Origin of the sequence: Candidatus Formimonas warabiya, assembly GCF_002777255.1 — a bacterium.
GTDB classification, from domain to species: domain Bacteria; phylum Bacillota; class Dehalobacteriia; order Dehalobacteriales; family Dehalobacteriaceae; genus Formimonas; species Formimonas warabiya.
In genome coordinates this window covers 2,323,690-2,336,613 of sequence record NZ_CP017634.1, presented here as the reverse complement: position 1 = coordinate 2,336,613, position 12,924 = coordinate 2,323,690, and the positions used below count along the sequence as shown (strand labels likewise).

15 protein-coding genes are annotated in these 12,924 nt (G+C 47.2%); 12 read left to right on the top strand and 3 right to left on the bottom strand.

Features of this window, described 5'->3' with window-relative positions; translation table 11 throughout:
* Window positions 1-6 precede the first annotated feature (6 nt).
* The 4 genes from DCMF_RS10920 (at window position 7) to DCMF_RS10905 (ending at window position 4,132) form a co-directional block, all read left to right on the top strand.
* Window positions 7-1,593, top strand: coding sequence for an ABC transporter permease (locus tag DCMF_RS10920; RefSeq protein WP_148134462.1), 1,587 nt, complete (start codon window positions 7-9; stop codon window positions 1,591-1,593).
* Between the two features lie 211 nt (window positions 1,594-1,804).
* Entirely contained in the window at window positions 1,805-2,410 is a 606-nt protein-coding gene (locus tag DCMF_RS10915) for a TetR/AcrR family transcriptional regulator (RefSeq protein ID WP_214659266.1), read from the top strand.
* A 43-nt stretch (window positions 2,411-2,453) separates the two neighbouring features.
* Window positions 2,454-3,251: an alpha/beta fold hydrolase gene (locus tag DCMF_RS10910; protein WP_148134460.1), complete on the top strand. Its 798-nt coding sequence runs from the start codon at window positions 2,454-2,456 to the stop codon at window positions 3,249-3,251.
* A gap of 119 nt (window positions 3,252-3,370) precedes the next feature.
* The gene (locus DCMF_RS10905) at window positions 3,371-4,132 is read left to right on the top strand and encodes an acyl-[acyl-carrier-protein] thioesterase (RefSeq protein WP_148134459.1); all 762 of its coding nucleotides are present in this window, start codon (window positions 3,371-3,373) and stop codon (window positions 4,130-4,132) included.
* A 46-nt stretch (window positions 4,133-4,178) separates the two neighbouring features.
* Here DCMF_RS10905 and DCMF_RS10900 read toward each other — a convergent pair whose 3' ends face one another.
* The 3 genes from DCMF_RS10900 to DCMF_RS10890 all read right to left on the bottom strand — a co-directional run bounded on the left by DCMF_RS10900 (window position 4,179) and on the right by DCMF_RS10890 (window position 5,957).
* Window positions 4,179-4,472 (bottom strand): hypothetical protein, encoded by a 294-nt coding sequence (locus tag DCMF_RS10900; RefSeq protein ID WP_148134458.1) that lies wholly within the window; start codon window positions 4,470-4,472, stop codon window positions 4,179-4,181.
* Between the two features lie 122 nt (window positions 4,473-4,594).
* On the bottom strand, window positions 4,595-5,320 hold the full coding sequence (locus DCMF_RS10895) for a radical SAM protein (protein WP_214659265.1): 726 nt from the start codon (window positions 5,318-5,320) through the stop codon (window positions 4,595-4,597).
* Window positions 5,321-5,384: 64 nt separating this feature from the next.
* The gene (locus DCMF_RS10890) at window positions 5,385-5,957 is read right to left on the bottom strand and encodes a TVP38/TMEM64 family protein (protein ID WP_148134457.1); all 573 of its coding nucleotides are present in this window, start codon (window positions 5,955-5,957) and stop codon (window positions 5,385-5,387) included.
* Window positions 5,958-6,150: 193 nt separating this feature from the next.
* Between DCMF_RS10890 and DCMF_RS10885 the strand changes: the two genes are divergently transcribed.
* From DCMF_RS10885 to DCMF_RS10850, 8 genes are all read left to right on the top strand, one after another.
* Window positions 6,151-7,080, top strand: coding sequence for a magnesium transporter CorA family protein (locus DCMF_RS10885; RefSeq protein WP_148134456.1), 930 nt, complete (start codon window positions 6,151-6,153; stop codon window positions 7,078-7,080).
* A gap of 115 nt (window positions 7,081-7,195) precedes the next feature.
* Window positions 7,196-7,444, top strand: coding sequence for a glutaredoxin family protein (locus tag DCMF_RS10880; RefSeq protein ID WP_148134455.1), 249 nt, complete (start codon window positions 7,196-7,198; stop codon window positions 7,442-7,444).
* Window positions 7,434-7,805, top strand: coding sequence for a ferredoxin-thioredoxin reductase catalytic domain-containing protein (locus tag DCMF_RS10875; RefSeq protein ID WP_148134454.1), 372 nt, complete (start codon window positions 7,434-7,436; stop codon window positions 7,803-7,805). Before DCMF_RS10880 ends, DCMF_RS10875 begins: the two co-directional genes overlap by 11 nt.
* Window positions 7,806-7,865: 60 nt before the next feature.
* The gene (locus DCMF_RS10870) at window positions 7,866-8,336 is read left to right on the top strand and encodes an MGMT family protein (protein ID WP_148134453.1); all 471 of its coding nucleotides are present in this window, start codon (window positions 7,866-7,868) and stop codon (window positions 8,334-8,336) included.
* A 196-nt stretch (window positions 8,337-8,532) separates the two neighbouring features.
* Window positions 8,533-9,027, top strand: coding sequence for an RNA polymerase sigma factor (locus tag DCMF_RS10865; RefSeq protein WP_148134452.1), 495 nt, complete (start codon window positions 8,533-8,535; stop codon window positions 9,025-9,027).
* Window positions 9,027-11,018, top strand: a complete 1,992-nt coding sequence (locus DCMF_RS10860; protein WP_148134451.1) for a TolB family protein — start codon at window positions 9,027-9,029, stop codon at window positions 11,016-11,018. The genes DCMF_RS10865 and DCMF_RS10860 overlap by 1 nt, the downstream gene beginning before the upstream one ends.
* Before the next feature lie 98 nt (window positions 11,019-11,116).
* Window positions 11,117-12,385, top strand: coding sequence for a beta-N-acetylhexosaminidase (gene nagZ / locus DCMF_RS10855; RefSeq protein WP_236860323.1), 1,269 nt, complete (start codon window positions 11,117-11,119; stop codon window positions 12,383-12,385).
* Window positions 12,386-12,549: 164 nt separating this feature from the next.
* Complete coding sequence (locus tag DCMF_RS10850; protein ID WP_148134450.1) at window positions 12,550-12,924, top strand: GntR family transcriptional regulator; 375 nt, start codon at window positions 12,550-12,552, stop codon at window positions 12,922-12,924.

Here is a 12,924-nt window from a genome sequence, read left to right as displayed (position 1 = left end):
ACACCCATGATGATCCATGATTTTTATGCAACAGGAAGGCTGATTAAACTTCATCTACGGCAAAATCGAGTGTTCTTGGCGGTCTGGCTTCTTTTTCCCCCGCTGATGGTACTGGCTACAGCTTTGACAACCATTGCCATGTTTCCTACGGAGCAGTCACTTAGGGAGATCGGAGCCACTTTGAATGACCCCATCGTTGTCGCCATGCATGGAAAAGTGCTCAATATCAGTGTTGCCGGGTATACCGCATGGCGCACAAAGGTGATGTGCTCCCTTCTTGCCGCCATATTTAGCTTTATCATGGTGATGCGTCACACGCGCCGTGAAGAGGAGGATGGCAGGCGGGAACTGCTTGGCTCAGTTTGTGTAGGAAGGCATGCCCCGCTCACGGCTGCCCTCGTCACTGCTTTTGGGATTAATTCGGTGATGGCTGCGTTCATTCTCTTGGGCATGCGATCGGTGGGCTTAGGTTTCACGGGCTCTCTGGCCCATGCTTTAGCAATAGGCTCTTGCGGTTTCTTTTTCGCTGCCGGAGCCGGAGTTTTCGCACAAATTTTTACAGGTGCCCGTTCCGTGACGAATTTATCCGTCGCTTTGCTGGCACTTCTGATGGTATTTCACGTGGGATGGAACATGAAGGGCAGCATGGGCGGGCTCATGTACCTCTCGCCGCTGGAATGGCCCCAGCTAATCCGTTCCTTTGCCGGAGAACGTTTTATGGTTTTGCCTGTTGCCGCCATCCTCATTGCCTTGCTTGTTTTGATTTCATTTCAGTTATCATCGCTGCGGGATGTGGGGGCAGGTTTTATTCCCGAGCGGACGGGACGAACAACGGCAAGACCAGGATTTAAAACACCCCTTGCCCTCTCCTGGCGCCTTCAAAAAGGTTTATTTATTTCCTGGAGCAGTTTCTTCTGCATCATTGGTTTTGCCTTAGGGAGCGTCTCCCCCATCCTGGCCGACATCACTTCTACTGCTCCGGGCTTTGCGGAGTTTGTAGAGCGGCTCGGAGGTGCCGATCGGGCCTTTATGTCGCTGATGATCTATGTTATTTGCATGATACTGAGCATATACCCTATTCTGGTCATTCAGCGTTTGCGCTCAGAGGAAGCAGCCCTGCGTGCCGAGATCATGCTGGCCTTACCGGTTTCCAGATTCAGATTCATCCGGAGCCACCTGCTCCTGTCCTTTGCCGGGGTAGCGGCCATGATCATCCTCATGGGATTAGCGGTAGGGATTGGCGCGGCATTAGCTGCGGGAGATTCAGGAGAATTCGCCCGCCTCTTTGGCGAAACAGCGGTAAAAATTCCCGCGGTATGGGTAATTGCCGGGATCACGGCATTTCTGTTCGGACTTGTTCCCCGGGCAATGGCCGGGATTAGCTACGCGATCCTGGGCGTATTCATCTTAATCGAGTTTTTTTGGGAGCAGCAGGCGGTATCAGACGCGGTGTTTGCCCTCTCTCCTTTTGCTCATGTCTACCCGACAAACCAAATTACCGCATTGCCGGTAATAGGTTTGTCGTTGGCAGCCGCTGCATTTGCGCTACTTGGCTTGTGGGCATTCGGCAAAAGAGATATCACGTCACATTAGAAATATAGATCGTGGGGAGCTAAGGGTTAACCAGCTCCCCATGGTCTATATCAGGGAATCCGGCTTGTTGCACCATGAGTGAGCAAAGAGGTTTGGGGGGATAAATAAGCCCAGGTATCACAAAATACTAAAGAAGACTATTGTAAATTTCAGAGGATCTGTTATAATAATTACATTGAATGAAATTTCAATCAATGAAAGGATGTTGTTTTTGGCGAGAAATAGGGAACTGAATCAAAAGATGCGGGATGAGAGAAGGGAGCAGATATTGTCCAATGCTTTGATTCTTTTTGCGGCAAAGGGTCTGTCCGCCACGAAAATTACGGATATTTCCGCAGCTTCCGGCATTTCTCAGGGATTAATATATCATTATTTTCAATCGAAAGAAGAAATTTTTCGTGAACTGATCAGCTCCGCCTTTGAGAAAATGAATACTGCCTGCAGGGAATTAGAGAAACTACCTTTACCACCAAGAGAAAAAATCATATTGGCCATTGAGAAACTACTGGAAGGGTTTGATGTCTATGAGAATACTTCCTACTATTATTTGCTCATCCTGCAAGCAACCGTATCGGAGGCTGTTCCTCAGGAGGTGAAAGATATCATTCGGAATCAAAGTGATTTCCCTTATGAAGTAATGGAACGGATTCTGATCGAAGGGCAAAAGGAGGGTTCTGTGAGAGCTTATGATGCGCGGGATTTGGCTGTTGTTTTCTGGACCACGATCAAAGGGCTTGGCTTAAACAAAGCCGCTCATGGCGAAAGATTCAAGTCACCGGATCCCAGGATCCTGATCAATATATTTTTAAAGGAGTAAATATTTCGGGTGTTTATGATTTTGATAAGAGGAGTGATTTACCATGCCTTTCGTAGATGTAAACGGCATCAAGATTAATTATGAGATTTATGGTTCAGGGCCCCGGCTGCTTTTCCTTCACGGGATTGGGGCGGACCTGAAGAATCCGGTGGGAGCCGCCAATTCGCCCCTGCCGAAACATTTTGCCGTACTCGCCTATGATCCCCGTGGCATCGGAGAGTCGGGCAGTTCCGGCGAACCCTATCGTATTGCCGATTTAGCCGAGGAGGCCGCCGGCCTGGCGAAAGCCTTAGGCTGGGAGCACTACCATGTATTTGGTGCTTCCATGGGGGGGATGATCGCACAGGAGCTGGCGATTCGATATCCTTCTGCGGTAGAGAGGCTGGTATTATGTGTCACGAACGCGGGTGGAGCGAATAGTGCCGCACCTGTCGTCATAGATAAACTGGATCAAATGTCTACCCTTGAAACATTAAAGCTGTCGGACATCCGGCAGGATGAAGCATGGGCGGCGGCAAATCCGGAAAAGGTGAAACATTTTGAAGAGCAATATCAGGCAAAAAAGCGAGCAATGCAGGCCGATCCGGTACGTGCCCAAGGTTATGCCAACCAGATGAAGGCTGTGCTGCAACATGATACCTTCGACCGGCTGCCCCGGATCACATGCCCGACCCTTGTCTATGGGGGGCTTTACGACGGCAGCAACCCGCCGGAGGAAATCCGCAGGCTAGCCGGTCAAATTCCGGGTGCCCGCTGCGAATTTGCAGAATCCGGACACGGAGGCTGGTACTTTGACCCCACCGTGTGGGAGAAGATCATCGGCTTTTATCAAGAAAAGTAAATTGTTGATGCTCTAAAAAAGGTATTTTATCGGGAATGGGAAGGAAATGAAATCCTGGCACAGAATTAACAAGGGTGCCAGGATTTGTTTTTTTACTTTCAGGATAAGGTGGTTAAATCATGGGTTTTTTAAAGGAACGTCACTATCGTGTTCATTACTATGAAATCGACTATAAAAAAAGAATCCTGCCGGCAGCGCTGATCAATTACCTGCAGGATGTTGCCACCGCCCAGAGCGAAGAACTGGGTGTGGGCATCGATTTTCTGGCGGAAAATCATTTGGCCTGGCCCTTGATCCAGTGGGATATTCGGATCGCAAAGTATCCCGTATTCGACGAAGAAATAAAAGTTTCCACCAGGCCTATGGCTTTCGACAAATTCTATGCCTACCGGGAATTTTTCGTAGAAGGACCGGACGGCACAGGTCTGGCAGAGGCCTATTCCTTATGGATTTTAAAAGACACGGCAAAAAACAGGATTGCGAAAATTCCTTTCTTTATGTTTGAAAAATATGGGGTAGCGGCGGAAGATGTGCCGCAAAGGGAGATGAGCAAGCCCAGGGAGCTTTCCCGGGTAGACGTGGAAAAGGAATTCGGGGTCCGGTACAGTGATATCGATACCAATCGGCACGTCAACAATGTCAAGTATTTAGAATGGGCTATGGAAACCATGCCCATAGAAACAGTTGTGAAATGTGTTTTGCACCGCATCAGGATCAATTATAAAAGGTCCACTTTGTTTGGAGAAAAGGTGCGGGTCTGCACGGAAATAATTCATGGCACAAAGGGAGAAATAACGGGGCTCCATCAGATTGAAAATGAACAAGGCCAAACCGTCTGCCTCCTGGAAACTGCCTGGATCAAGGAGGAGAGTACTCCATAAAAAGCCGCAGTAATCATTACTGCGGCGCTTAAAAAAGAAGGTTTTCTTAGTGAACATCCGGCCTTTGGGTCTGTGATTGTTGCGGATTCAGGACCCGCTGGGTTTGGGTGATGGTTTGCTGGGTCTGGTTTAATTGCTGTTGAATTTGCTGAAACTGGGCGTTTGATTGGGCTCCCGGCTGGCTTTGGGCTTGTTGAAGGGCCTGCTGTCCTTTCTGGACCTGCTGCTGGGCTTTTTGAATCAACTGGGGATCCGGACTGTTATTTGCTTGTTTTAGTATTTGCTGAGCCTGCTGAGCAGCATTGAGAGCCTCTTGAAGTTGATTCTGTTGTTGATGCATGAAATAAATCCCTCCACATCAAAATTTTTGAACCAGTCTGTTAATTTCTTCTTTCATTAACTTGTGTAGTTTTCATGATCAACATACTAGAACATAATGGTTAAAAGTGGGCAGGAAATCTGTCAGAGCTTCCTTACTATTTCCACATTCCCCAAGCTGGAGGCAATCCTTTCCATTTCTTCTTTTGAGATGGGCTGAATCCAGTCCACAACTCCCGGCCGGTCCAGGGTATTTAACTGGACTTTGCGAATCCCTAGTTTTTCTAAAACTTCTTTAAACAAAGCCAGTTCTTCCTGCGTATCGTTGATTCCGGGGACAAGGAAAATTTCCAGCCAGATGTCGCCAGAAAAATTTTCTTTCAGGTTTTGGATGCCGGAAATAATGGTCTCAGGGCTCAAACCGGTCATGGGCCGGTTGATCTTTTCAAATGCTTCCCGGGAAACGGCGTCCAGAGAAGGAATGATTAAATCCGCTTTTTGCAGGTCCCGGATCACTTGATCATCCTGGAGTAAGGTGGCATTTGTGATCACGGCCACCTGATACTGAGGATAGCTTTCTTTCAAAAAGCTGATTATTTTCCCTAAGCCGCTGTGCAAAGTGGGTTCTCCGGAACCGGCAAAGGTAATAAAATCTAAGGCGGGCTTGCTCTTGAGACAGCTGTCTAAAGAGCGGATGATCTCTGCCGTGGGGAAGTATTCCTTTCTTTCTAAGGTAGAACAGTTTGTCGGCCCGCATTCACAATAGATGCAGTCCAGGCTGCAGGTTTTAAAAGGAATCACGTCAACTCCCAGGGATCTCCCTAATCTTCTGGACCGGATGGGGCCGTAATAATATTTGCTTTTCATCATTCTTTCACCCGATTTTTATTGTTGTTAAGACAATTTTATCACGAAAAATAAGCCGCACAACATTTTAGGAACACTTTTTGGAGGCCCGTTTATTTTTCTTCCAGAGCAAGTATAGCCCGGTCAGGGATACCAGTGTAAACACCAGCCGGATCCAGTTCCGGTCCATATTGATGAAATCATAGCTGACAAGGGCTTCCAGGATGAGGGAAGGGATTTTCCCCAAAGCGGTGGCCAACAAAAACAGGACCGGATTGATCTTGCTTACCGCACCGGCAAAGGTGACGATGCCGGAAGGTAAAAAAGGAAAGAGTCTTGCTTGAAATATGAACAGGCCGGCCTGCCAACCGGTGCTTTCCGTAATGCCGCCAAGCAGGGGGTGTTTTTGCGCCAGGTTGGTAAAAGGTCTTCTGAATCCGGTCCTGTAAAGATAAAAGGAAACAACCGCCCCCAGCATCTCACCCAGCCAGGAAATGAGAAATCCATAAAGAGGACCGAATAACAGGATATTAGCCCCGGTGACAAAAATAGAAGGCACAAGTCCCAGCACGGCAATGATGATACTGATGAGTAAGCTGACCGGAAGGGCATAGGAGCCTAAAGCATCCAGAAAAGAAGCAATGGTTTCAGGTTGAAGCATGATCTTTCCTTCCTTTTGTGGGAATGTGGTGCTGATGGGGGACATTCTGCACTACTTTCCTTTTCTTGCTTCCTGAATGAGGTGTGTCCCCTGACATTATACTATATTCTACGCATAGATGATAATCCGGTAAGGTAACATAAGAGTGGAATCCATACGCATGGAGAATTATCTGCCTTTTCTGGAGGGGAAAATGTTAATTATTAGGAAAACTTTAGATGACGGCACGACTCTTTTGTGGGACAAAATTGAAAAGGGGGTTTGGATCAACCTGGTTGATCCCACAGAGGCAGAAATTAACAAAGTGGAACAGGAAACAGGGATCAGTTATGATTTTTTACGGTATCCCTTAGATGAGGAAGAACGTCCCCGGGTAGAATTTGACGACGACCAAATGTTGGCCATTTTTGATGTACCCCGGTTTATCCAACATGACTCCTATTATGATACCATTCCCTTAGGCATCATCGTCACGGGAGGCTTCTTTGTCACCATTTGCCTGGACCAGGTGAGCGTTCTGGACGATTTTTGTACGGGCAATCACAAAGGAAGCGCCACCTACAAAAAAACCCGCTTTTTATTTTTGATCTTATACAAAACAGCCACCCTGTACTTGAAATATTTGCGTGAAATCAACAAGAAGTCGGAAGAAATCGAGCTGGAACTTCATAAATCATTAAAAAACAAAGAATTGATCCGTCTGCTCAATCTGCAAAAAAGCCTTGTTTATTTTACGACTTCTCTGCGTTCCAACCGGGTGGCCGCAGAAAAACTGGTGCATACCAGCTTTTTAGAAAAGTTCAGTGAAGACGAGGACCTGATTGAAGATGTCATTATTGAAAATCAGCAGGCCCTTGACATGGCCCACATTTTTACCAATATTTTAAATGGGACCATGGATGCCTTTGCCTCCATCATTTCCAACAATCTAAACATAGTGATGAAGTTCTTGGCTGCAGTTACGATTATTATCAGTTTGCCTACGATGGTGGCAAGCTTCTTCGGCATGAATGTGGGCATCCCTTTCCAAAATACCGCCTACGGTTTTTTTGCCGTGATCGTGATTTCTATTTTTGTCTCCGCTTTAGGGGCCTTGTTTTTGCTGAAAAAAGGCATGCTGTAGGTGATTTTTGCCCCAAAGGAAGCTTATTTGCGAAAGGAACTGGAAGACTATCGTCGAATTATATCTTCATGATCAATAACCTGATGGAATAATCTCATTTAAAGGAGGCCAAGAAATGGTTAAAGTCTATGCCTTATCTACATGTCCGTGGTGCAAAAAGGTGAAACAGTTTCTTAGGGATGAAAGGATAGATTTTGAAGTTGTTGATGTGGATCTGATTGCAGGCAAAGAACAGGAGCAGGCCCTGGAAGAGGTTGATAAACTGACGGGAAAAAGGTCCTTTCCTATTACCGTCGTCAATAACCTGGTGATTCAAGGGTTTAAACCGGAAGAGATTAAGGAGGCCCTGAAAAGTGAGGGATAAAGTATACTGTCCGGTATGCCGGGTCAGCTTTTTGGTAAAAGAACCTCCCCACACCGGTGAGACCCTCATTTGCCCGGTGTGCGGGGCCAAATTGACCATCGCCCAGGAACATCCCTTAGAAGCGGTGCGATCTCCTCAAAAACCGGAAGAGGAAATACTGGAACGGGTAGAGAATTATGCCAGACTAAGGGGTTACGTTTTTGATGAGAATAAACAGGAGATCGTGAGGGGTCTATTGGAAAAGAATGAGCGGTTTGGCGATTTTTATTGTCCTTGCCGTTTTGACAATATTCCGGAGAATATCTGTCCCTGTCTGGAGACCCGCCAAGGCTACGTAAACAAGGAAGGAAGCTGCCTGTGAGGGTTGTTCTATCGAGTGAAGTAGGGTTGCTTCATATGGGGAAAGGAAAGAAGGTTGGCGATGGGTAAAAACACGAAAAAATCCTGGCAGGAAAAATTGAACGAGGGCCAGGGATTGCCAAAAGTAGAACCGATTACGGAGAGAATGAGTAAAAAGTGGGGAACGGGTACCGTGGTGATTCCGGCGCCCCGGGAAGTTGACGGACTCATGAAAAGTGTGCCCTTTGGAAAGCTCACCACCATCAACGAGATCCGTCAAAAGCTGGCGGAGAAGCACCAAGCGACCATCGGCTGTCCCATGACGACGGGTATTTTTGCCTGGATCGCCTCCCATGCCGCCGAGGAGGCCAGGGGTGAAGGGAAAGATGGCACCACTCCTTACTGGCGGACCCTGAAAACAGGGGGGATCCTGAACGAAAAGTATCCCGGCGGTATTGAATACCAAAAGCAATTGCTGGAGCAGGAAGGACACCGGGTGATCCAGAAGGGGAAAAAATATTTGGTGGAAAATTATCAACAAAATTTGGTTTAAGCAAAAAACCGGGAAGAATAATTCCCGGCTTTTTTATTCCATCCCGCGTGCTTCAACTCTTATGCTGCGAGGATTTATCTTATTGGGTGTTCCCGGATTCCGGTTACCGGTAGCCGGATCTCGAAAAAGTTTTGTTTTTCCGTGTTACCGGCAGTCCTTTTTTACGTCTATATGGGTAGATAAGGAGGCGCCGCCCGTGCAGAATGAATTTTTAATGCTCTATGATCAATTTTTTGACGATGTCTACCGGTATACCCTGTTCAAAACCGGAAACAAATGGGATGCCGATGATTTAGTCAGTGAAGTGTTCCGCAAGGCTTTTGAAAAATTCACTTCCTTAAGAGACAACCCTAAGGCCTGGCTCATGACCATTGCCAGGAATACGGTGATTGATTTTTACCGGAAAAAGAGGGATCTGGTGGTGGAGGACACAGAGTTGGAAAAGCATACCTATACCTTTTCCTTTGAGGAGGCATTGGAGAAACAGGATGAATTAAGGTGTCTGAAAAAGGGATTAAAAAACCTTGCCAAAGAAGATCTGGAGCTGATCAATCTCAAGTACTTTGCCGACCTGACCCATCAAGAAATCGGCACCATCATGGGAAAAACCGGGGATGCGATCAAGATGAAGACCCTGCGCATTGTGCGACAGCTGGGAGAAGCGGTAAAAAGGTGTATGGAGGGAAAATAATGGACGAACATCATGACGAGCATCAAATTGAAGATTCATTGAGAAAATTGAAACAGGAGATACCGGTGAATGAGGATTTAAAGCACCGCCTGCGGGCATCTTTTCTGGTCATAAATAAGAAGGGGAGAAAAAGGCTGGCGCTATTCGGTCTGATTGCTGCCGCCGCCTGTTTGGCTTTTTTCTTTAATATTGTTTCTCCGGAGAATTTTGGGGAAAAGGTTTATGCGGCTTCTTTAAAAATATCCAATCAGGTGTCCTTTCTTGATATCGGGCAGGGCGCCAGCCTGAAAGTATCCGAGCATCAAGGGACCGTTTATATGCCCATCGCCGGAAAAGGAGTATTTGCATATGATCAGCAGGGTTTTCGCCAGGTTTATGATCAGGATGCTCAGGTGCAGGTTTCCCCGGATGGGAAAAAGCTGCTCCTTGCGGACGGCAATATTAAAATCTACGATTTGGCTTCCCAAACAGTACAGGAAGTTTTAAAGGGAGACGGTGCTGTTCTGTACTATGAGGAACCGTCCTGGTCCCCCGACGGGGAACGGATCATTTTTGTGAAAAGAATCTACCAACCCGGCGAAACCCACGGTTTTACGGTAAAGGAATCAGGGATCTATGAGATGGACGTGAAGAGCAGGAAAATATCCCGGAAACTGGCGGATGGCGCTTATCCGGCCTATGTAAAGGGAAGGGAAGCCATTGTCTTCGAAAAGGAAAACCAAATTATCTTAAAGAACTTGAAAGACGGTACGGAGCAGGTGATTGATGCGGGAAGATTTCCCGCCGTATCGCCGGACGGAAATTACGCGGCCTATGTGAAGGTGAGCCAAACATCCCGTCAGATCGGGGAAAATGCGCGCGTGACGGAGTCGGTGGATAATGTCTGGATTGCCGATATCAGTCTCAAAACGAGTAAACAGGTGACCGCCAATTATCCCCATCGTTATATCGATGAAAAGGACTGGGTGCAAGGGTTGAAACCCGGCATTCCCCAGGTGTTGGCATACTCCGGCATATACAGTTATTATGATCCGGTGTGGAGCAGTGACGGGGAAAGTCTTTATGTCCTGAAAAACAACAATGTTCAGGCTTTGATGCGCGTGATGCGGGTTGACTTTTCCACGGAAAAGCTGTCTGGGGAAGAAACCGTGAAAAGGTTTCTTCAAGCGCTGATTGTCCGGGATGACGATTATGCCAAAAGCCTGATGAAAGAACCCCCGGAAATACTGACGGTATCCAACCCCCGTCAGGTAGGATACCAGATTACCGGATCGGGAGAAGAAGCCGGCAAAGTTTACGTAGATGCGGAAATTTACTGGGCATCCACCGCCGATGCTTATTTCCGGATGATGAAATCCAGGTTTTACCTGTCCCCCGGTGCCGACGGGTTTATCATCGACAGCATCAAGGAGCAGGGAAACTGGGAAATCACCTCGGCCGATCACACAGCCATTTCTCTGAATAAAGGCAATGAGAAGGAGATTTTATTTGATGCCGCCCATATTCCCATGCAAGATCAACCCAAGGGAGATTACCGGATTTCCTGCCTGGCTTACCACGAACCTGACCAGACGTTGGTCTTTACCGTGCAGGCCATGCAGGACCAGGAAAAGGGTCAGCAAGCCTATGTGAAACTATTCAGCTACAATATTGATACGAAGGAATTAAAACTGATTGACACCATTACGCAGGTAGGAGGAAATGCCAATGTGGGCGTGGGAAACCTGATCTTGGATAACCAGGGAAAATATCTGGCCCTGGACCTGTTTTCCGATGATGATCCCGATTTCAAAGGATACACCTATCTTTACAATTTGCATACCGGTGAAAAAACAGACCTGACCCATCTGTTAAAGAATACGGTAGTTGAAACCATGCATGCCAAATTCTGGCAAGAAAATAACCTGGTGTTCACGATTAGCCGTCAGGGCCAGGAAGTGAATTTTGCTTATCAGCCGGACCAAGGCCAGATAATCAGTTTCAGTGAGTAAATAAGGGATCAGATATGATACAATAGGATTACGGAATGCCTTAAGGGCAGGTAAAGTGTGGTCGCGGGTACGGACAACGTGGGAAGGCAGTGGAAGAGATGATGCGCACCAAATACCTGATATTGATCATTGCTTTTGCAGTATCTTTGGCTTTTGGCTATGGTGCTGCCCGGGAATATTATAACAATTCGGGTGACGACCCTGTGTCGTCACCTGGCCCGGCGCATGGGAGCAATACGGAACAAAATACAGTTGACCCCATTAGAGAACAGATGAAAACCATGAATCTGAGCGAAAAAATCGGACAGATGGTGATGGCCGGGATTGACGGCTATGAAAAGGATGATCATGTCCAACAAATGATCGGGAACTATCACGTGGGCGGTTTTGTCCTTTTAAAGCAGAATATCAGGGATGCCAAGCAAATGCTGTCCCTGATCAACGCCTTGAAAGAGACCAATAGGGTGAACAAAATCCCCTTGTTTTTATCCATCGACGAAGAGGGGGGACAGATTTCCCGGGTACCGGATGAGCTTATCAAAATTCCCACCAGTAAAAAAATTGGGGAAATGAATAACAGCAGCTTGTCCTATCAAATCGGCAGCATCATCGGGGAAGAATTGCACTCTTTTGGTCTGAATATGGATTTTGCGCCTGTGCTGGATATTAACAGCAATCCTCAGAACCCTGTGATCGGGGACCGGGCTTTCGGCTCTGATGCCGGTATTGTCAGTAAGCTGGGGATCCAAACGATGAAAGGGCTGCACGGGCAAAATATTATCTCCGTGGTCAAGCATTTTCCCGGTCACGGTGATACTGCCACAGATTCTCATCTGGGGCTGCCCACGGTTAACAACGACATGGAAAGGCTCAACAGTTTTGAACTCCTGCCTTTTTCTGCGGCGATCAAGAATAAAGTGGACGCCATCATGATCGCCCACATCCTGCTGTCGAAAATTGACCCGGATAACCCTGCCTCCTTGTCCCAAATTGTCATTACGGATCTCTTAAGGGAGAAGATGGGGTTTGATGGGGTGGTGATCACGGATGATATGACCATGGGGGCTATTTTAAACAGCTATGAGATCGGCGAAGCGGCGGTAAAATCAATAAACGCCGGCAGTGACATGATCCTGGTGTGCCATGACTATGCAAAGGAAGAGGCCGTGATAAAGGCGCTCCAACAGGCCGCTGAAACGGGACTGATTTCCCCGGACAGAATCGACCAGAGTGTTTACAGAATCCTCAAACTGAAACAAAAGTATGCCCTCTCCGATCAGCTTGTACAAATATGGGACGCCCAAAAAATAAATGATCAGATCAAAGGGCTTTTTGAGCAGTTTCCCTCTTTAAAAGGAAGGCAATAAAGTGCTGTTTGAGGCCGGAAAGCCTATCTTGAAACCTGAAGAATTGTCCCGGGATTAAAATACCCGGGCAATTTTTTTTGGCTTCTTGACAGGTGTGCATACTGTATATATAATGTATATAGACAGTATATACAATAATTACACATCTGTGAGGTGATCCGGCAGTGAACATCATGATTTCAAATTCCTCGGATAAACCCATCTATGAACAAATCATGCTTCAGATGAAGGATTTAATGATCAAAGGGGAATTAGCCGAGGGGGAGCTGCTTCCTTCCATCAGGACTTTGGCCAGAGAACTGCAGATCAGCGTGATCACGACCAAAAGGGCCTATGATGAATTAGAAAGAGACGGGTTTCTGGTGTCTGTTCCCGGAAAAGGCTCTTATGTGGCGGCCCAGAATAAAGAGCTTTTAAGAGAAACCCGGCTGCGCCTGGTGGAAGAGAAGCTGGGGGAAGCGGTTGCCGCAGCTAAGACCATTGGCTTGACCCTGGAGGAGATTCAGGACATGCTGCGTTTACTTTATGAGGAGGTGTAA

Bases quoted from the DNA above. Each gene is read 5' to 3' on its own strand.
- DCMF_RS10880 (WP_148134455.1), top strand. From the start codon at position 7,196: ATGGTTAAAGTCTATGCCTTATCTACATGTCCGTGGTGCAAAAAGGTG.
- DCMF_RS10885 (WP_148134456.1), top strand. From the start codon at position 6,151: ATGTTAATTATTAGGAAAACTTTAGATGACGGCACGACTCTTTTGTGG.
- nagZ (WP_236860323.1), top strand. From the start codon at position 11,117: ATGATGCGCACCAAATACCTGATATTGATCATTGCTTTTGCAGTATCT.
- DCMF_RS10860 (WP_148134451.1), top strand. From the start codon at position 9,027: ATGGACGAACATCATGACGAGCATCAAATTGAAGATTCATTGAGAAAA.
- DCMF_RS10905 (WP_148134459.1), top strand. From the start codon at position 3,371: ATGGGTTTTTTAAAGGAACGTCACTATCGTGTTCATTACTATGAAATC.
- DCMF_RS10900 (WP_148134458.1), bottom strand. From the start codon at position 4,472: ATGCATCAACAACAGAATCAACTTCAAGAGGCTCTCAATGCTGCTCAG.
- DCMF_RS10870 (WP_148134453.1), top strand. From the start codon at position 7,866: ATGGGTAAAAACACGAAAAAATCCTGGCAGGAAAAATTGAACGAGGGC.
- DCMF_RS10895 (WP_214659265.1), bottom strand. From the start codon at position 5,320: ATGATGAAAAGCAAATATTATTACGGCCCCATCCGGTCCAGAAGATTA.
- DCMF_RS10890 (WP_148134457.1), bottom strand. From the start codon at position 5,957: ATGCTTCAACCTGAAACCATTGCTTCTTTTCTGGATGCTTTAGGCTCC.
- DCMF_RS10920 (WP_148134462.1), top strand. From the start codon at position 7: ATGATGATCCATGATTTTTATGCAACAGGAAGGCTGATTAAACTTCAT.
- DCMF_RS10910 (WP_148134460.1), top strand. From the start codon at position 2,454: ATGCCTTTCGTAGATGTAAACGGCATCAAGATTAATTATGAGATTTAT.